Annotated in this window: 16 protein-coding genes; 10 read left to right on the top strand and 6 right to left on the bottom strand. The window is 30.7% G+C overall.

The window, feature by feature from the left end; genetic code table 11:
* Positions 1-99 precede the first annotated feature (99 nt).
* Complete coding sequence (locus tag F1Z66_RS08015) at positions 100-687, top strand: flavin reductase family protein (protein ID WP_149863090.1); 588 nt, start codon at positions 100-102, stop codon at positions 685-687.
* A gap of 1,044 nt (positions 688-1,731) precedes the next feature.
* Here the strand turns inward: F1Z66_RS08015 and F1Z66_RS08010 are convergent.
* On the bottom strand, positions 1,732-2,037 hold the full coding sequence (locus tag F1Z66_RS08010) for a hypothetical protein (protein ID WP_195907506.1): 306 nt from the start codon (positions 2,035-2,037) through the stop codon (positions 1,732-1,734).
* 571 nt (positions 2,038-2,608) lie between these two features.
* Positions 2,609-2,863, bottom strand: coding sequence for a hypothetical protein (locus F1Z66_RS08005; protein ID WP_149863088.1), 255 nt, complete (start codon positions 2,861-2,863; stop codon positions 2,609-2,611).
* Positions 2,864-4,104: 1,241 nt separating this feature from the next.
* Between F1Z66_RS08005 and F1Z66_RS08000 the strand changes: the two genes are divergently transcribed.
* Both F1Z66_RS08000 and F1Z66_RS07995 read left to right on the top strand, forming a co-directional pair.
* A complete protein-coding gene (locus tag F1Z66_RS08000) occupies positions 4,105-4,386 on the top strand; it encodes a hypothetical protein (protein WP_195907505.1) in 282 nt (93 codons plus the stop codon).
* An 833-nt stretch (positions 4,387-5,219) separates the two neighbouring features.
* Entirely contained in the window at positions 5,220-5,996 is a 777-nt protein-coding gene (locus F1Z66_RS07995; RefSeq protein ID WP_149863087.1) for a hypothetical protein, read from the top strand.
* 779 nt (positions 5,997-6,775) lie between these two features.
* Here the strand turns inward: F1Z66_RS07995 and F1Z66_RS07990 are convergent.
* On the bottom strand, positions 6,776-7,501 hold the full coding sequence (locus F1Z66_RS07990) for a hypothetical protein (protein WP_149863086.1): 726 nt from the start codon (positions 7,499-7,501) through the stop codon (positions 6,776-6,778).
* A 562-nt stretch (positions 7,502-8,063) separates the two neighbouring features.
* Between F1Z66_RS07990 and F1Z66_RS07985 the strand changes: the two genes are divergently transcribed.
* Entirely contained in the window at positions 8,064-8,387 is a 324-nt protein-coding gene (locus tag F1Z66_RS07985) for a hypothetical protein (protein WP_149863085.1), read from the top strand.
* 462 nt (positions 8,388-8,849) lie between these two features.
* Here the strand turns inward: F1Z66_RS07985 and F1Z66_RS07980 are convergent, their stop codons facing one another.
* Complete coding sequence (locus tag F1Z66_RS07980; protein ID WP_149863084.1) at positions 8,850-11,264, bottom strand: DNA polymerase domain-containing protein; 2,415 nt, start codon at positions 11,262-11,264, stop codon at positions 8,850-8,852.
* A gap of 16 nt (positions 11,265-11,280) precedes the next feature.
* Positions 11,281-11,556: a hypothetical protein gene (locus F1Z66_RS07975; protein WP_149863083.1), complete on the bottom strand. Its 276-nt coding sequence runs from the start codon at positions 11,554-11,556 to the stop codon at positions 11,281-11,283.
* 908 nt (positions 11,557-12,464) lie between these two features.
* Here F1Z66_RS07975 and F1Z66_RS07970 point away from each other — a divergent pair.
* Together F1Z66_RS07970 and F1Z66_RS07965 are read left to right on the top strand one after the other, a co-directional pair.
* Positions 12,465-13,121 carry a nitroreductase family protein gene (locus F1Z66_RS07970; RefSeq protein WP_149863082.1) on the top strand — a complete coding sequence of 219 codons (657 nt, stop codon included), beginning with the start codon at positions 12,465-12,467 and terminating at the stop codon, positions 13,119-13,121.
* Positions 13,122-13,841: 720 nt separating this feature from the next.
* A complete protein-coding gene (locus tag F1Z66_RS07965; RefSeq protein WP_149863081.1) occupies positions 13,842-14,252 on the top strand; it encodes a cupredoxin domain-containing protein in 411 nt (136 codons plus the stop codon).
* A 237-nt stretch (positions 14,253-14,489) separates the two neighbouring features.
* On the opposite strand, the gene F1Z66_RS07960 is transcribed toward F1Z66_RS07965, so the two are convergent.
* On the bottom strand, positions 14,490-14,804 hold the full coding sequence (locus F1Z66_RS07960; protein WP_149863080.1) for a hypothetical protein: 315 nt from the start codon (positions 14,802-14,804) through the stop codon (positions 14,490-14,492).
* 865 nt (positions 14,805-15,669) lie between these two features.
* Here F1Z66_RS07960 and F1Z66_RS07955 point away from each other — a divergent pair.
* The 4 genes from F1Z66_RS07955 (at position 15,670) to F1Z66_RS07945 (ending at position 19,409) form a co-directional block, all read left to right on the top strand.
* Positions 15,670-15,897 carry a hypothetical protein gene (locus F1Z66_RS07955; protein ID WP_159357364.1) on the top strand — a complete coding sequence of 76 codons (228 nt, stop codon included), beginning with the start codon at positions 15,670-15,672 and terminating at the stop codon, positions 15,895-15,897.
* A gap of 1,453 nt (positions 15,898-17,350) precedes the next feature.
* A complete protein-coding gene (locus F1Z66_RS15845; RefSeq protein WP_195907504.1) occupies positions 17,351-17,512 on the top strand; it encodes a hypothetical protein in 162 nt (53 codons plus the stop codon).
* Positions 17,513-18,111: 599 nt separating this feature from the next.
* Entirely contained in the window at positions 18,112-18,372 is a 261-nt protein-coding gene (locus F1Z66_RS07950; protein ID WP_149863078.1) for a hypothetical protein, read from the top strand.
* An 851-nt stretch (positions 18,373-19,223) separates the two neighbouring features.
* Positions 19,224-19,409: a tautomerase family protein gene (locus tag F1Z66_RS07945; protein WP_320410718.1), complete on the top strand. Its 186-nt coding sequence runs from the start codon at positions 19,224-19,226 to the stop codon at positions 19,407-19,409.
* The last annotated feature ends 40 nt before the right edge of the window (positions 19,410-19,449 follow it).

Below are 19,449 nucleotides of genomic sequence, written 5' to 3'. Positions count from 1 at the left end.
ATATTTCTTTTTATCCACTAATTCAACGGTTTAATATTTGATATATAACATGGCCTATTCTGATTAGGTTTTATTAAATCTTGTTGGTAATTCCCTTATATGGATTTACCTTGGGGTGACCCTCGTTCAAATAAATTTGCTACATCAATAGGCCTAGTAACATCGAATGGTCCTCATGGTCATGATATCATGGCATGCGAATGGACACATCATCTTTCTTATAGACCGGGGCTTATAGCGGTTTCTTTGGGACCTACAAAGACTACAGTCAAAAATATCAGAGCATCAAAGGAATTTGGAATTAACCTATGTGCAACTGATCAGACAATAATTGCCAGTGTGGCTGGAGGATATAGTGGTAGAGACTATGACAAAATTAATGTTTTAAAGGAAATAGGGTTTCAATTCTTTCAAGCCGACAATATCGACGTATTGATGGTAAAAGGGGCCTCATTAAATGCAGAGTGTAAATTGTTCAAAGAGGTCACTTTTGGGGATCATGTAATGTTAATTGGAGAGGTCTTAGAAGCAACACACAATCCCGAAAAAGAATCGTTAATTTACAATAATGGAAAATATTGGTCTCTGCAATCCATAGAAAAGCCTAATGAAGAGACTCGTCAAAGTATAAAAGATATTTTAAACAAATATAAGAAAACCCCTAATGATAATGATGAAATTCGGTAATATCAATTATGTTGATTTTAACTCCTGAAAATATAGTTTTCTTGATCAATAGATATCTCAACTTGTCAAACCATCTACCACATTATAAACATATTCAATTTTTTTGATTATATTATGTTCGAAAAATAAACCAAAATAATGAAATTCAACACATCGTTAGCTAAGAAGAAAATTCATGATTATATCGCTACTAAAATAACTATCTGATTTGGGGTCATGAATAACAAAAGTGACCCTAAATTTAATTTGGCATTACTAACGATATAGTGATATTATTTGTAGTAATCCGTATGATTTCTAATTGGTTCTAACATGTTATCCATTTAACAGGTAATCCCATTGCATATACCGCTAATAACACCTATTTACGGATTTTTAATCTGAAACAAAAGGATTAGTCCTACAATTCTGGGGCAGAGAACACAATTTGAAAGCCTCAATGAGACAAGTTAAGTATCATTTCAACAGGTTGAGGGAATTGAAGCATATTTTGTTTTGAATAATCAAATAAACGACTGCAATACCTGTGAGGTAGTAGGGGTCTTAGTGCCGATTTATATTACACTTTGTATAACTTTGGGAATTTCTCGACAGATACCTCTAAAGTCTACAATAGAGAGAAGGTAAATGATAATAATAATTTTCACTGCACACTAAATAAATTTTATGTGAAAAAACCAAAGGTTATTAAAAAAGGTGTAGCTGTTAATACATCAATGCTACAAAATTTTTGCTTCCTCTGATTTATAATCATAATGCTTAGTTTAATAGTATAGTGGTCCTGCAAATAATCTATCTCAAATGGAAATGTGAAAATATGTGCATTAATAATCATAAAGCCACAAGAGATGGTTAGTATTTTGAAACATATTTGCAAAAATGTCAAGGAATAAAAATCTTCATGATCTACACAATCTTGATGCGAAACAGGTTTTTTACCCTACTTGTTACTAAAACTAGGAAAAATAAGTAAAATGTTCAGAACTTAATATAATAAAAGCCTTAAGGGATATTGTTACTATGTTAAGGATCTTTAACAGAATGTCATTTATATTCGTAAGATCTCTTTAAGTAATTTATTTCAGATAATGCTAAATCTAGATGCTTTTTTAATTCTTGTTTAGACTTGAACCACTTCAGATCTACATAAATTTCTTCTTTCTTATTTTGTAAGAATAATTTGTGGTTTTTACTCAAAGGTACAAGACAAGCCATTTCATACAATGACAGCCTATCGAAATATAACCGATAAATTTCATCTGCCCTTTTATCCTTTCCATCCATAATTTTTGCTTCCAATTCATTATCGACACTCAAAAGCTTATCAACAAATGCACGACTAGTTTCCAAATACACCGTTGAGGACATTCCACTAGTAGAAAGTACTATAACATTTATAAGCTTTTATTAATTTTGTAAACTCTCCTGAAACAATAATACAGTGTAAGTATGGAATGCTATGGTAATAATGGTTGTTTGAATTATTCTCATTATCTGTCCTTATAGTCCCAAAGCATTATACAAATTAATAATTGGACGGTAGAGAATGCGAATAACTAATGAAGTTTGTATTTAGACGATAGTATCTAGGTCACATAAAACTGTCTCAATCATTCATAATTGCTGCAACATCGGATTGCCTTACTAGTCATAATCTCGGTTTTCCTTTAACTTATTTTTCCTACTTATAAAATGATTTACAAAATTGTCATCCCTATGGCAGTGGCCATAATTTGAAATTAGCACTAAATTACAATATCAAAATTTTACTATCAATTTATATATTTTTTGCAAACTTTTTACAAAAATCACGTATTTAATCGTGAATTAACACAGAAAAGCCTCTTTCTATTATTAAAAAAACTTATAAGCCAAAATAGAAAAAAGAATCAAAAAAAGTTTGGATATGGTTCTGCAATTATTACTGTTGACCTAATCCGTTATTGCCATCATTTAGGTTGGCGGTAAAGGCCAAGTTGTTGCAAGAGGCAATTGTCCTATCATCAGAATCACAGGTTGAATCCTGACCAGTGAGTGAAGATTGCTCTAATATTTGGATTGCATCGTTGTGTTTTCCTGTAGCAAATACATTATAGTCAGAAGAGGCGACTAAAGAACCTACGAGTGCAGCTGCAAGAAAAACTGACAAAATTGATAATTGGATTTTTTTCTCCATGAATCTATATATCCAATTACATATAACTGAGTTGGCTAACTCGTTTCTGAAAAGAAGTTCTTATGATGAAATACAAAAGAATCTACTATAAAAAATTCTATTATAGAAGCATTAGTACTGTTACCCATTGTAGAATTGCAATACGGGAAGATGTTGGCTAGTATCGATAAATCATGTATTGTAATAATATCAATAGAAAATTATGTTCTCTTGAAGCTAATTAAGGAATTAAAATTCTATAGAGGCACAGTAATCAATAAAGTTCTTGCTACAATGTAAATTAAGAATAAAGCTTATTACAGAGTGTTAACCACATGGAGAAAAATGAAGCAGCAGAATATAATAATCTGATATACATAGAATAGAAAATCAATAGATTCTAAAAAAACAATGTTAGTAACTCTTGTTCAGACTCCTCTCGTAATGTTTCCCGTTTATTTCAGTTTAACTCTTTATCAAAACAAGCAACAGACTTGCCTACCTAAAGATAATTTGATTCGTCAGATGATTAAATGCACAGAATCGCACACTGGATCAAATTGACAACAAACATCAAATACAGGCAGTTACCAGAATTCGATCAGACATAACCCACCTGTTTCAGAATCATATAATTCTTTTTGAAGAAAAGGGATTTGACATCATAAATCGGTTGCGATAAAGTCATTTCACCGAAAGTTTCAGTATCGATAATGAATTAAACAACTACACTTATAGTGAATGAAATTGACCAAAGGTCAAACAGTCAAAACAATAGAGAAAATATGTATTAAGTTATAATATGTGATGAATTATAAAATTTTTAGCAGTCGTTTTACATCTAAACGAAATCAATCATTGCAATATCAGTATGATGCGTTAGAACAACTAAGTGAAGTATCTGTTCGTGTTGCATACATACCATCTTGATAAGAATATCGAATATTGTGAAAAGCATTTGATGGTCCAGATATCAAAGAATCACTTGTAAAATTTACTTGGAACTTTACCTTACAATTCAACAATATTGAAGGCATATCCCTTTATAGCAACATATTATCAATTTAAAGAGTCAACTGCAGGTGTCAAAATTGAGTAAAAACTGATAGATAAATCCTTTTCTTACCAAATAAACTCTCTATATAGTTGTAGAAATACTCATAGAAGTAGGTACAAAAAAACATTTTTGTGAGCCTTTTTGACTGTTCAATTAACAAACTTAAAGAATCTTTATATTTCTCGATATGTACTCAAGAACCATTATGGGAATCAATACCCAAGAAAAACAGATTGCAATAGTTGCAGTAATATCTACTTTGTCATTTCTGATGATCACTTCAATGGTAGCTTCATCTACTTTGTTTGATCAGAAGGCTGACGCTTTCAAATTCAAAAAATTCAACACCAAGGCCGGTTCAGGTGGTAACGGAGGAAATGGGGGTAATGGTGGCATAACAGGAGGAAATATCATATCCACCGGCAATGGTGGCAATGGTGGCAATGGTGGATCTGGAAACACTGGTATATCGGGAGGGTCTGACTAACATCTTAATGATAGAGTCGGTACAACAGCCAACTCATTAGCCTACTATAGACAATCCCTTCAGATTATTTTAATTAGACTATTTGCAAAAAATTTCATTATTGTATATAAAAACTACTCAACATTTCTCTTTTTTTAAGATACACCCATAAAGAATCATTTGAAACACTGTAGTTCAAATTTGGGATCAGATAGGTGTACTGTCTAACACGTCACCTTGTAATTAAAAATTGAAAGCATTTCCATAAACAAGTATACCATTAAATTCATATTAAGAGAACTAAGTGTTCCTTAATTCAATATATTCAAATTCATCTTTCAAATCTAAGGAAAGATGGCGATTGTTAAATATATTTTTGCGATATTGGAAAGATTAGGCAGAGAATTTACAAAAGTATAAATAATTCAAATGAGTTGCATCTATTTTCCAATAAGACAAAGGGTTTGCTCCGCATTTTCACTTGTCTGAAAGATTATAAAGATTATAAAGATTAAGCAAACTATCTCGAGAGAATTAAGATGGATCTGGATAGAATTTGTTTATGAGTAAAAGACATCGAATTGATAAGAATTATCGAGAGTAATTCAATATCGAATAGATATTACAAATACAATATTTTGTAATTGGTAATAACAATAAATCCCAATCTTAAATGAGTCTGACAGGAAATCCATAAAAGAAATGGATATAACAGACGCTGAGGCAATCACAATAGACAATAAAAGTAACTTAATTTTTGTTAAAGCATCTTACAGGTGTCAATTCTACAAAGTTAAATTATTAAAATACATAGTATCGTTAAATAATGTAAAACCGGTCTTGTATAATAATCCATGACCACAGTGTTGTCTATAAAATCTAAAGACGGAATTGTATTAGCGAGTGACAGCCAAGGTACATCATTAAAAATCAAAACCACAATTAAAAAGATCTTTCAAATAAACAACCATATTGGTTTAGGTGCTTCAGGAGATAGTTCTCAAATCGAACTATTCGTGGATGAACTGGAACAAAACTTTAAGAATGAAATTGAATTGGAATCAGAATTTAGAACTCAGATGTATGGGATCATGGTAAATTTGCATCGTGTTTACAACTATAATCATTCATTTTTGTGCGGTTATACAGGAGCACGATTGTTTTTTACTCCCTTCTCTATAGCAGGCGTGGTATTAAGAAATGGCGATTCTTGTGTTTACCGCATGGGCTTTGGAACTACTGGAAAAAACAACGAAGTTTCTCCTTATATGTACAAAATAAATCAAGACTATGTTTCAATAGGTTCCGGATCCTCTTACGCCCGGTTAGTTTTAGCGCAACAGGACAGACTTTATTCTGCAATAAATATGAAATTATCTGATTTTCATGTTGAACATAATGTGGGTATTGCGGTATATGTCATTAACGAAGTAAAGAAATTAGATTTAGAAACAGGTGGCAAATTACAGATTGCCATAATTAAGCAAGATGGATATTATGAGATATCATCCGATAAGCAGGCTGAATGCTATCGGTCAATGACTGCAGGTCTTTATTCTCTACTGAATGAAAATTTTTCTAATAAGGACAAAGCAATGAAATTTTTTGAATGTCTTTTTCCATACGAATAATAATTCACCCAAGACTTTGAGCTAAAATAGTGCTACGCCTTTTAAAAAAAGACAGATAACTAAATAAGTATTTAATGTCAGGATTACTTAAAATTAAGACCAAAGTCTTTTGATTTCATAGCAAATGTTCGTATCGATATTTTCTGACAACAAGATTATCTGTTATGGAAGAGGGAATTGTAACCAGTCGTCATCATTCTTGCAAAAAAGATTATTTTTGGTAGAACTCATGATAGCATCCCATGGTTCCAACTTTTGCTCCTTAATCCAATCACATTAAGGAGCAGATATTTATACAAAAAAACAATACAATATCCAAATGCTATTTGTCTAGAGATTCATACCTGATTGTCAGGCTACCGACATAATTAATTAATTAATTTATCTAAATAAATTGAAATCATAAAATCAAATAACAAAATGGATTTGATCAATTTAGGGATTGATAAATAGCGTCATATAATTAAAACAAGATTTCAAAGTGCTTACTTTAATACCCATATCACCTAAACAAATCTATTTCTCCTAAGGACTAGAACCAATTAAATATGGTTAACTTACGGGTTCAAGGATCTATAGGATGGCATAATTTCTCATATCAAAGACAATGTACTAAATCAGCCTTATTACAGCCATTGGATTTCACTGATTTTGCAATAAACTCATGGATCACTTTTTTTCAGCATCTCCAAATGAAACTAGCTGTAAAACATTTGAATCACATTTTAAAATCCGGAATAGTAGTAATTTATCTACTAGGTATTGTTAAAAACTAAAATTTAATGCATCATATGGGACATCATTGAATTGTCAATAGATGAATTATCAAATTCCGTTGTTGCATAGTTGTTAATCATACTATTGTTATTACTGCTAGTAGAATTGTCCAATCCAATTCCACTAATCAGAGTCCCGAACATTTCATTTGAACCTGCAAAGTGACCTCCCGTCCTGTTGACATCAATCATCAAGCCTAAAACCTTCTTACCCATTAAGTGCACTGTTATGGGAACTTGAGTATAATTAACTTCATTATCCGTAAGTATATCAGTATTTCCTGTAATTACAAGATCGTTGCCAGCAAATATAATAGCATCAGATTTAAAATTACTAATAGTATGATTGTGTGAAAGACTACCATCAGGCTTTATCATTGTAAAATTAGCGTTAAAATCTGCAGTAATATTAGAGATGTTACTGGCATTTGCATCATCATTATTATTATTATTTTCTTCAATATCCAAATTCCACAATCCACCCTCAATCCAAGCTACAGTGTCATTTTCGATTTGGTTGTTGGCAAAGTGTCCCGATGCTTTTACTATAGTTGTGTTACTTTGATGAATTTTTGAACCATTCGTACTTAGTACATTATCAATACTTGAAGTTTTATCTGAAGTCGGTTGTGCGCTGACCTTAAACGATATTGCCGATAAAGAATAAAAATTACTATTTATATTCACATTTGCCGCCAGGTATACAAAACTTCCAAATACTATTGCCATTAATCCTAATGTAAAGATCGTTGTAAAAAAGTTAATTGAAGAATGTAAATGATGCAAGTTATATTTTATGTATTTATAATGTATAAATCTATTTCTGTATCAAAATTAAAATAAACAAGGATATTGTCATATGGAGTTTTTATTAGTATCAAAGTAAAATTAATTCTGCACAGGTTAAGCCGTATGATATCCAGTATTTTTGATTCGATTTGACTATTTTGAACATATATGCTAAAAGTTTAAACCTCAATTAAAAAATATTTAGAATATTTGAGGAAATTTAACATATCATATTCATAATAAAAGGAATTATTTTTTATAGTCTTACCTTAGCAATAGGAACAACAATGGTGTTTGTTCTCTGATTTTTTTCACCGATAGGCCTTTTTTGCAGGCTGAAATGAGATTTTTGACTATTGTTATAAATGAGATGAGAATTTCTCAAAGTGAATCTAATTTTCGAGGAAAAAATCTTTCAGTCACTACATTGACTGTGCTCGGTATTTGCAAATATACCCTATTTTGCAAGGTCTATTATACTATTATCACTTAAAATACTAATATGAATAATATTGGATATAATATATCCCCTGAAAAGATAGCATTTATTGCCTACAATATTGGAGTATATGAGACAGTTCAAAAATTTGGTGGATTAATAGCGAAAGGAAAAATATCTTCTGATATGGATGTTTCAAAAATTGCAGAGTTTCTTTCTAATTCATACTCTTTTTATGATTCGGAAATGATAGCTCAAATAATAAATGCAATGGTAAGTACAAATAAGGAATCATCCTCTTTAATTGGTCATACATCCAAAGAAGAAGTGGACGAGGTCATGCAACAATTAAAGATAAGTGGTGTTTCTTTACCAGGTAGAAAATAAAAATATATTCTATTAAAAACCAGAGAATAATTTCTAGATTCTTTGTTTTGATTGTTTGGGAATTTTTTTCAGAACCTTTTAAAAGAGAAAGGTCTAAAAATATGGACAGTTCATAATTACAATTTTTCAGAAATCTGAAAACATTTTAAAAGTCAATAATAAAGTAGGAAGAATCACCCTTTAAATCCGAATTCATTTTTATAACCCAATCCATACTTCAAATAATATATAACCTCATCGAATAATTGAAATATATTCTAGAGTAGAACTTAATTATTAACAAAAAACATGGTTGTACCTTTGAGACACAAAAGTTTGAGTAATTTCGCTTAATTTATTACATAGGTTTAGGGTTATAAGTTAAATAACACACTATGAACATTCGGTTTTCCCTTAACAACAGTCAATGACATTTAGTTGTAATGTTGTACAAGATATTTAATGTTAATAATAATGATTAGTTTATGCAGTGTGTTCGTACAAGTGCTTGGTTACAGAATCGTAAATTTCCAATAGTAGATCACAATATCTTTGTGCATCATACTTGGTTATCTCGCGATCGGTTACAAGATCTAATGGTAAAGCTCTTTTCAAATAATTTTTAGAACGAAAATCTGTAATAACATATTTGATTTCTTCACCTGCGTTCAACACCTTACCACTCTTTGACAAGATCTTTAGAACACAATTCTCAATAGTATTTCTGTCAAGATAATCCACACTATTTTTAGAGAGTCGTTTAGTAAATATAAGATCCTCAAAGGATATATTTCCAGATAGGATGTTATTGCGATATTTGTTGTAAATATCTTCCAAGCTGTCTTTGGATCCATTGATTTCTTTTACACTATCAAATGTAGCCATAGTTTGTAATAACTCCTCTTGAAACTTTACAAAAAAAGGTGGAGTATCATGCCTTCGAGTTTCTATTCCCCTCATTTTTAATGTTCCATTCATAAATGCACCAAAATATCTATTCAAGGCGGGTAACATAGAATTTGTCTTGGAAGAATCAAACACAATCCATTTGTATATTCCTTCAAAGGAAATTGAAAAATCCGTCTGCTTTTCGATATCTTCTTTTAAATTTTTGTATTTTAGAAGTTTGTCTTCTAACCCCATTCTACTGTTATTTTCTTTTTTGCTTTTAATCCAAATAGAATCAACTATACCATGTATTATTTCAAAGCCATATCTTTCAGCTATTTTTGATGTTTTTAAGAGAATATCACGAGCATAAGCACATACAGCAATGTGGGCATCAATTCTTCCAAATTTTGAGTTAGAAAATCCCAGATATCCAAAAGATGTTACTAGGATCCACTTTAGCGCATCTTGTCTGTTATCGTATTTGATTTTTGATTGAATATCATTATTTGAGATACTTTCAAGTTTCTTTTCTTTATAATATAGTCTTCTTTTTAATACCATCTCTAACGATATTGGAACGATACCTTTTCTTTTTCTGCAAGAGTGATAAAGATGTTCTAAGCCTGGAATTTTATTACCCTGTTCGTCTTTGCAACACTCACAATTTATTGTTTCAGATGAGATGTTTTTCTTTAGCATGATATTTGGATAGAGGGAAACAAAGTCGTATTCGGCTACTTTATCGTAAGCACCAGGTTTAGATTCAAAAACAGTTCCACCTCTATCAGCTTTTATCAAGTCATTAAATGTTTTGAATATCTCCGATGTTATGGGCTTCCAAGGCACCAAAACGTCTTTTTTGTATGCATTATAAAAATATAGACTGCTCAGACACTTACCTATAGTAGATCTAGATGTAATTTGAGGCGACATTCTACATATTTTTGATATTTCCACGAGGCCGTCAAGTCCGTTATTTTTGTAGATAAAGGATGTATTTGTATCTACATGTATTCTACCAAATAGTAAAAATGGCTTGGGCTTAAAGTATACCTTTCCATAGGAAATATAGGATTGAGATGACGATGCTGTATGATGTGAGTTACCTGACAAGACCTTAGGTTCTAATACAGATCTATTCTTCTTTTTCAAAAAGTCTTGATCAAGTTCTCTATTTAGGTTAATCAATAAATGAAGTGCAATATCCATTTCTCTTGCTCTATTAAATAAATGTGGAAATAAGAATTGGTCACCTCCAGTGGTAAGTATGATATTTGGATCTATTCGACTAACCTCGTAAGAAAATTGCAATATGGTTTCTATTTCACTATCTTCTTTTATCGTGAATTTTTCTTCTAAATTATTATTATCATTATAATCAAATACCCTTACTTTAATAGCTAAAATTTTGTTACTAGTCTCGCTTGCAAGTGATTTCCTATCAGAAACTATGTCAAAAGTCAAAGATCTTAAATTCGGAATTATATAATCATATGAATCAATATTGTCACTTTCGATATCAAGTAAATTTGAACTTTTATTGTCTATTTCAGTATTCTGTGAACTTGATAAGGAATACAGACCAAACGGAAAAAATTCTTTTTCATAAAAAAAAGATTGTTCCGGAGATACATCAACGTTATATAGACGATATTGTCCAAACCTTGTTGAAAGTCCTTCTATATATTTTGCCATATTCAGTATTTGGGACGAATCCTTAACAGTTAGTTTCAGAACCTCCTTTTTGATTTGATCTGATGAGGGATATTCATATTTGTATTCATATGAATACTCTTTGATAAAATATGAAAATAAATTACAATTATTTAATAGATACTCCAAGTCTGATTTTGTATCAGATGCTACATAAATAAAAGGGGACCAGGGATATTCCAGTTTTTTTATTGTATCACTATTTTTTAATTTAAACCATAGAATCATTTTGTCTTTTAGATGATAGATATCATATAGGTAGGCATTTTCTACTTCAGGGACAGTTGTTGACATTTCTAAAGCCCTATGACTAGTTATAGGAATCTACAAGTCTTTGATCAGTATCCATCAAGTTGAGAGGTTTTAGGGGACATGAAAATTGATCATAAATAATGTTGTCGTCCTTTGAACAACAATCAGCAAATCCAGGTTTATGAATCTGCAAATTGTTTATAAGAACTCCTCTGCTTATCAGTAGAATATCTTGTAACTTATTGTGTTTTTTATAGATAGTATTCTTACCCTTTGTTGTTCTAAAAGTATGAGAATCAAAAACTCGATTTAATAATTCAATCACATTTTCCATGTCATAATATCTTAAGACATGTTAATAGGTATTACGCAGCGTATTAATGTGTATAGTTATACATAGTTAAGAGTAGATAATAAAATGGGCTCTTCATGAGATTAAAAAAAAGTCCTAAACCTGAAAGCACTATCCCAAGTTTGAACAGATTGAATGGAATAGTAAAAAAAACAAATTGTGAATTAGCCTTATTTTATATAGTTCGCCTATGCCTGGAGGGGCTAAAACAGTACCATACTTCAACGGCTTCACTATAATTATCTTGATTATTAGACACAGTTATACCTTTTTAGTTCAAGTCCACTATGAGAACCAATTACAATGTGGATTGTACGAGAATGTTCCGTAGGATATACAAATTTGGATTCATGTGAAACAATTTTGATACCGTTTTATAATCCAATTTAGATAATAAACTGGTTTGGATTGCTACCGAAAATGGTGCTTGAGTTGGGTTCATACATGGACTGATCCTGACACATGTTTAGAGATAGTTAACTAAGAGTCACGGAATTAAGAGTATCAGAAAGTAAATCAATTTGCAACTAGCATGATGAAAAAATGGTAATTAGTTACCATTTTTTTAAACATAACGTTAATGGACAATATACACATGCCATAAATAAATTCAAAAAATGACAGACTACCTGCAAATTATGTCAATTAAGTATTTTCTTTCTTTCTCCATTAAATCTATTACAAAGTATATTGCTTTTTATATAATAAAATACCCCAATTTAGAAACTCAATGATAGTATTGAGTAAAAAAGTTCAGACCGAATAAATACGATAAATGTCAAAGATAGTCCTAATAGAATAAAGAGGAAGTTGATTCTTGTTGTATGTATAAAACTGTTAATCCACTTAATTTTCAATAGTCTTATAAATTAAGATTCAGGGTCATAAGTATGACTTCATTAACTCCTGAAGAACTACTTACAACTACAAGGGCTGTAAGGAAGAGACTTGATCTTGAAAAACCTGTAGAAATCAAATTAGTTAAAAAATGCATAGAAATCGCCCAGCAGGCTCCAACGGCTTCCAATAGACAAAACTGGCACTTTTTGGTTGTTACTGATCAATCCATAAAAAATTCATTATCAGATCTCTTTAGAAAAGGATGGCAATCCTACATAAATTCGCCAACTTCTGTTGCCAAGACTAAAAGTTCCGACGATCCGAAGAAAAGTGAAACTCAAAGAAAAATATATGAATCTGCCAAATATTTGGTAGAAAATTTAAAAAAAGTTCCTGTATTTGTCATTCCATGTATTGAGGGTAGAACAGATGGATCAAATGTTTCAGTGAGAGTCCAAAGTTCTATATGGGGGTCTATTGCCCCTGCAGTTTGGAATTTTATGCTTGCAGCCAGGCTATATGGATTGGGAACAACTTGGACTAGTTTTCACCTTTTGTTTGAAAAAGAGGCCGCTGAATTGCTGAAAATCCCATATGAAAAAGTCATGCAAGTGGCCTTGCTTCCTCTTGCATACTATAAGGGAGATTCGTTCAAACCAGCGCCCAGAGAGTCAGTAGAAAAAATAATACATATAGACTCATGGTAGAATCGTATGATTTATTAGCAAAATATAAAATATCAGGATTCTATTACCGCCTATAGTATAAAAAGAAGTACAAGGATTCCAACCATTTATTATAAAATAATTTAGTTGTTCAAAAATATCATATTTGTTGAATATAGTTGAAAGTGTTACTGCTATTACTTTCGGTATCATTAACACATTTCTTTTAATTCATAAATATGGCTAACTATCCCTTCCATGTATCTAAGGTTATTAGATCAAAATTAATTATATTTTAGATCGTGATACGGTTCCAAATGACAAAATAAACAGACCCCTTTGACTATAAAGCCAATTTGTTTTTTGCTTTATATATTCACAATTAATAATATTTAAAAATTAAAAAATATAAATTGATATGAAACCTTACTGACTATAATGATGTCTATAGTGTGTAAGTATGTTGAATTGAGATAGTATATGTTTACTTTGTAACGAGGTTTAAATAAAATGATGTAAATACTTACTTTACTGCGCTTATAATTAGGGCCTAGTAACAATCTTGCTGCAAGGAGATTGGGTAATAGAAGTCAGGCTTTCATCACGAATCAAACTAGTGAGTTATTCACAAGCTTGGCTTCTATTACTAGTACTATTACTAGTACCATTACTATTACTATTTACATTAACAATAAGAAATCATCTACATGATTGCTATTGTTACTATTAAGTTTAAATATCTTAATTATTTCATAAGCTATAATGACAAATAAAATAATTTACTTGTCTGTCAGTTTAATCACTTTTGTTGGTCTTTTGGCAATCGGATTAAACGGAAATTTGGATAAAGCATTCGCACAAGGAGATAAAGTAGCAGTATCAATAGTTCCAGGTTCTTCTAGCCTGACAAAGAATGGTTATCAACCTGATCCAGTTCAGGTGAAGGTAGGTCAAACAGTTGTTTGGACTAATAATGATTCAGCATTTCACACCGTGACTTCAGGTCTACCTGGCCAACCTGATGCTGGCAAGTTATTTGATTCAGGATTACAGGGTCCCACTGCAATGACTGGTAAAGGAAAAACATTCGAACATACCTTTGATACCGCTGGAGAATTTGATTATCACTGTGCATTACATCCTGCATTAGTAGGTAAAGTAATAGTATCCTAATCAAACCAGCTTATTTTTATTGTCATTTTACCCCAGTCTAGCAATAGGTTGATCAAGACTTAAATTCATTGTTAATCAAGATATTCTTTGTACAGTCATAAACAGAAAGATAAGTACATAAATATAATCTACTTTGATAACGAAGAATAATAACTGCTCTAATGCTTACCGTTTTGTAAGATCATAGATGAGTTTTAGATAAAACATTAGAACGGATTAAATTGTAGTTAATCATTATTACTGAATCAGTGATGTAACAATATTATATAAAGGTATCACACACTGCCTGTTTGTTTCTTGGCGACTTAGAGTCAAACTAATAATATTGCTATTTAACTGATACAATACTACAGGCACATTTTCAAATGCAGTTTCACCAATGATTTTTGGATTTGCAGTATCACCAAATGATGTGCTATTACCATCTAATGCAATAGAATTAGAAGAAGATGCTCCTAGGGGTTTTGCACCGGTAAATCCTGTAAGTGAATCAATCCCATTTGGTTCTTTAGTTAATAAATCTGCAACTGCATTCCAGTTAAGGTTCTGCAAGTCACAATCTTAGTCAACAAGGTTACAATTACCACCAAAGACCGATCGGATAGCAGACCAATTGATTATTCATTTTGTGAAACTGGAACTTTGTTATACTTGGTGGTAGGGTTAGTATTTGGTCAGCATATCCCTTGCAGAAAAACTGTTCGTTCCTTGAGCTGGTCGAGTGGAGACTAACTGTAGCAGATCACGTCTAACCAAAAGAGAGGAACATGATAAAAGTCAAGGCACTAAAGTCAAAAAACATTGAGGTAACAAAATGTTATTGAATTTTCAATATTAATTTTGATATAATAAAATTTACAGTATTAAACAAATAGGTTTTTAATTTTTTTAATCTGTAATGTGATAATGAATCATATTACCAATCTATATTACTTGAAAGAAACCCTGATGAAAATAAATGGCGAAGGTAATGGACATTTTTAATGCAGTAATCCGAATTGTCTATATAATATCAAAGTTTTAAGTAATCTTTAGAGACAAAGTTTTTTCTCTATTATTAAGATTTCAACAAGTCTATTTTAAAAAAAGATAAATTTTTTTATGAAAAAGAACACATATATACAACAAACCTTTCTATGCGGTCGAGGGATACTATCTATTTTTTTAAATTCCTTTGGGATCCATGATCGCTCATTGATATGTAGGACCAGTAAATAGATATCCTTTTTCTTTTAGAAATTTAAAAATGGCTTCCGGTACTTTGCAAATAATGAATTTATACATTCAGAAGGATTTTGTCATTACTCCATAGAACTAGTTGTAACCTCTATATTTCAATTCTGAGTAACGATTAGCGTTGTATATCGGCGATATGCGGCATGACACACTTAATAGAAAGAGAATATACAAATACCACATGATCAATGAAATAAATTCTAACACTACAACAGCATCTTTTCACTCTTACCGTAAGAAGTTTTCGTCAACAAGAACATTAGAGGATGTTGATGGTGCGATAAAACACTGTGTGAATTGTGGCAATAAAGCTACTCAGGAAGCTATATTTAGTGTAGAGGGAGCGACAATCATAGAAAAATACTGCGATTCATGCTCAAAAAAAGAATTTCCCATAACAGAGCCCTAGAGATCGTTTATCTGATTTTTATCCTCAAAAGAGGTAAAACTCAAGATCTCAATCGTAAAGATAAAAAAGATTTGTTTATAATGATGAGAATCAAGAATTAATTACATTCATACGTTCCACATCATAATCAAAATTGATGTCGCGTCTGTTGAAAAGAGTCATTAGGTATATAACTGACAGTAATGAGTGATTTATCTCATCAGTCCTATGGTATGTAGTTGATAGCAGTCATAAGTTGTAACAAATTTTTTAGCTGCCAAGCCGAAAAAAAATTGAGGCATCATGAGATTGAGCAATAAAATATTAGCAATAAAATATATTCTGATATATTAATAAAGTTGTAAAATAATCCTTTTAGTCTACATTAAAGACTAAAATACTATGCAGTGTTATAATATATTCTGACTCTAAGAATAAAATGTCAACGGTGTGATTTTAACCATATTTCTAACATCTATCGAATGAGCGAACAAACCTTTCAAAAGAATTTTTCAAATCTAGAAAGTTGTCCCAGATGTGGACATGTATCTAAATGTCTAGGATCAGATTATAATTTTTGAATCACTAATCTGGACCATGGGATGTAATATTGAATGTCCTGTTTCAAAATCGGTCAATTTGTTTTCCATCGAAAATTTTCTACAAAATGCATTAACTTTTAGTAATTGGAGACTGGTTAATAGGCGGTCATGACATGAAGACTTTAAGGATTGGAGAAACATATCCTATCTTTTAAACCACTTCTATCCCATGGATGGTACATTAGAATAACCTATTGCTAAATCTTGCTTTTACTAATTCAAACATTTTTTTGTTGACTGACTTTGGTATACAGAGATGACTATTAACTCTATAATATGTAGGTATGTTCAAGTATAGAATAACCACTAATTTTAAAACATGGTATTTGAGAAGAATATTCATAAGATTTATTCTAGTGTTAGCCCTTCGGGACAAAAAGAAGGTAGTGGCATCAACTAGGTGAATGTTAAAACACCTTTTCATGATTTTATCTCCACACCAAAAGAGACTTATAGATGAATATAGCCACAAATTCCTTCTTTTATTTTCGAAATTCCAAATGAAGACACATCATCAATATCATCGCGTGGTAACTTAGAAAATATGTGTGTAAGAACAATATAAGTCATTTAGTATATAAATATGACATTAATAAAGATAAAATGCTGTCTTCACAGAATCAAATTAAGAGACTCTCTTATCGAATCCATTATAATTAATATTTCAACAATTTCAGGGAAACTCTAACCCTATGCTTGACCACTTTACAGCAAAAATTATCATAGGCAAGCAATTTCAACCAGGTCAACAAAAATCGAAACTAACTTTCTAAATTCATAGTATCATTACTTTCAGATTATATTTACTAACATGTTTCCTGGCTAGAATTTTTATTAATAATCATTAATAATGCATGTGTATATTATAAAGTGTGAGTACCATCGATAATGTCGAAGTAATAATGTGTAAAAACTGTGATCACCAAAAAAAAATCACAGGAATGAGCCCAGCGGCCCAAGGTTTTATGATCATCATTGTTTATTATGTAAGTGCCGACAATTCGTATGAATTCAATCACTATTGCAGGATTTAATTTCACATACAATATCTACATTGGTTTTTCATAAATTAACTAATTTGACTGTTTGATGACGATTTAAGTAAATACAATTCTTATAACATGTATATGGTATACTAATACATTCTAAAATAATAATAATAATAATAGTAATAATAAAGATAATAATTCATGATTTATCTATGAGGACTCAGTAATTATAATAATCACGATAATTGGACATTATAGGATAATATATCGTCGATCCTTCTTTTAGAAAATTCCCAATCAGACATCGGCTTATTTTTCTGTAAGTATTAAATTATAAAGATTATCTCCGAATATTTGGCCAAATGAGGAGACAACAGTATACCAATTGAGCGGCTATTAATGTCAAAATCGATTTATGCAGTTCTCCGTATGTGTATTAACCATCTTTAAATGAAAATTGGTAAAATGATGTAAAAATTATAGAGGTTGTACTTTTATATCTAGTTCCTCACTTTTAGTGGCTATTTTTTTGTTTTGTATTATTTTTTTGTAATGCTTGTTACCAGCTGGTCTTTTATAATATTACTACTGATTGTAAATACCTATGACATCTTATAACAAAAATAGGAATTCATAGATGAGAAATGCACTGCAAGATCTCTTCAAGCAGAGAAGTAAGGGATTTATTATACCAATTAATTGTAGGTTCTAAGACTATGGATGCAATTAATATCCCTTACTCCCCTATTTCTTTAATACGCGACATTATTGTTCGTCTCTCAATTCGAAGTAAAGTCAAAGATATAGCAAGAACTGATCATTTTAAAAGAAAAATTTCGGATCTGAAAATTGATGAGATCCATTTAAGGATAGTATTTGTAAGTCAAAGGATTATGGCAAGTTAGAGGAGTGAATTCAGGTAAATCAATAAATTATATCAAATTAAGGTTAAGATCCATCTTAAAAGATTTTAGCTAATCTGATTTATTTCATACGAATAGCATGAAAATCAAGTACCTCAAGCCAAGAATAAATATTTTTTAATCAAAAGGTAAGAATACTTTCTTCAGTAAACTGCATAGCACTATTCAACAGACCAAAGTACCAATTTCCTGACATTATGCTACAACCTATGTTGCAAGACCACGTATAACCTTATAGTTATTTAAGAATATATATCAAAATCAGTTACTTTTTCTTCTTTTGAAGGGCTTCGCTTTGAAAATAGACATAATTGTTGGTTTTTGATCGTTTTGGCTGATTTCCAATAGTTGCTTCATCTTCATCATTATTTAATGACATACTTTACTTTGCACCTCAAATTATTTAAGTTCGCTTATCTCCTTAATATTTTACTAAAATAAAGTAATTCAATGTTACTTCATATTGAATTAAAAAGCTAGGTAGTTGATAAAAGGTGAGAATGATATACAATTTTAGAAAATGATATACACATATAACATATTATCCATTGAAGCTGCAATGTCGTGGTACTAACACATCAATATTTCACCAAATCATTTATTTTAAAAAGCACTGCAAACCGTGTCATTTGCCATGTAATCAGACAGACTAGAATCAATAGATACATAATTTATATTTATTTCTGTGGTAACACAAATTCAAATACGTATTTAAGCTTTTGAACAAAAGTTCGATGAATGTATGCAGTGAAGAACTACTATCCCCATTTATTATCAAAATGGGGTATGAAATTTGATTAAAAATGTTTAAGTCTTATTAGTATTGGTAATTAATTATTAAAATACCTATAATTAGTATACAAATGTACAGCGGTAGAAGCCAAAGAGAAAAAGATAGATTGGCTGAAGCAATTACAGAAAATGTAGCAAAAATATTAAAAATAGGAAAAGAAGAGATCATAATAGTTTTTGCAGAGGCGACTCATGGGAATTGGTATGCTTCCGGTATACGACTTTAGGAAAGATAGTGCGAATTCAAGTAATATTTTGAATAAATTT

It is taken from the genome of Candidatus Nitrosocosmicus agrestis, from assembly GCF_008389435.1.
In the GTDB taxonomy this organism is placed as follows: domain Archaea; phylum Thermoproteota; class Nitrososphaeria; order Nitrososphaerales; family Nitrososphaeraceae; genus Nitrosocosmicus; species Nitrosocosmicus agrestis.
This window is presented reverse-complemented; position numbering and strand designations above follow the sequence as displayed.

Bases quoted from the DNA above. Each gene is read 5' to 3' on its own strand.
- F1Z66_RS08015 (WP_149863090.1), top strand. From the start codon at position 100: ATGGATTTACCTTGGGGTGACCCTCGTTCAAATAAATTTGCTACATCA.
- F1Z66_RS08005 (WP_149863088.1), bottom strand. From the start codon at position 2,863: ATGGAGAAAAAAATCCAATTATCAATTTTGTCAGTTTTTCTTGCAGCT.
- F1Z66_RS08000 (WP_195907505.1), top strand. From the start codon at position 4,105: ATGGGAATCAATACCCAAGAAAAACAGATTGCAATAGTTGCAGTAATA.
- F1Z66_RS07995 (WP_149863087.1), top strand. From the start codon at position 5,220: ATGACCACAGTGTTGTCTATAAAATCTAAAGACGGAATTGTATTAGCG.
- F1Z66_RS07990 (WP_149863086.1), bottom strand. From the start codon at position 7,501: ATGGCAATAGTATTTGGAAGTTTTGTATACCTGGCGGCAAATGTGAAT.
- F1Z66_RS07985 (WP_149863085.1), top strand. From the start codon at position 8,064: ATGAATAATATTGGATATAATATATCCCCTGAAAAGATAGCATTTATT.
- F1Z66_RS07980 (WP_149863084.1), bottom strand. From the start codon at position 11,264: ATGTCAACAACTGTCCCTGAAGTAGAAAATGCCTACCTATATGATATC.
- F1Z66_RS07975 (WP_149863083.1), bottom strand. From the start codon at position 11,556: ATGGAAAATGTGATTGAATTATTAAATCGAGTTTTTGATTCTCATACT.
- F1Z66_RS07970 (WP_149863082.1), top strand. From the start codon at position 12,465: ATGACTTCATTAACTCCTGAAGAACTACTTACAACTACAAGGGCTGTA.
- F1Z66_RS07965 (WP_149863081.1), top strand. From the start codon at position 13,842: ATGACAAATAAAATAATTTACTTGTCTGTCAGTTTAATCACTTTTGTT.
- F1Z66_RS07955 (WP_159357364.1), top strand. From the start codon at position 15,670: ATGATCAATGAAATAAATTCTAACACTACAACAGCATCTTTTCACTCT.
- F1Z66_RS07950 (WP_149863078.1), top strand. From the start codon at position 18,112: ATGCACTGCAAGATCTCTTCAAGCAGAGAAGTAAGGGATTTATTATAC.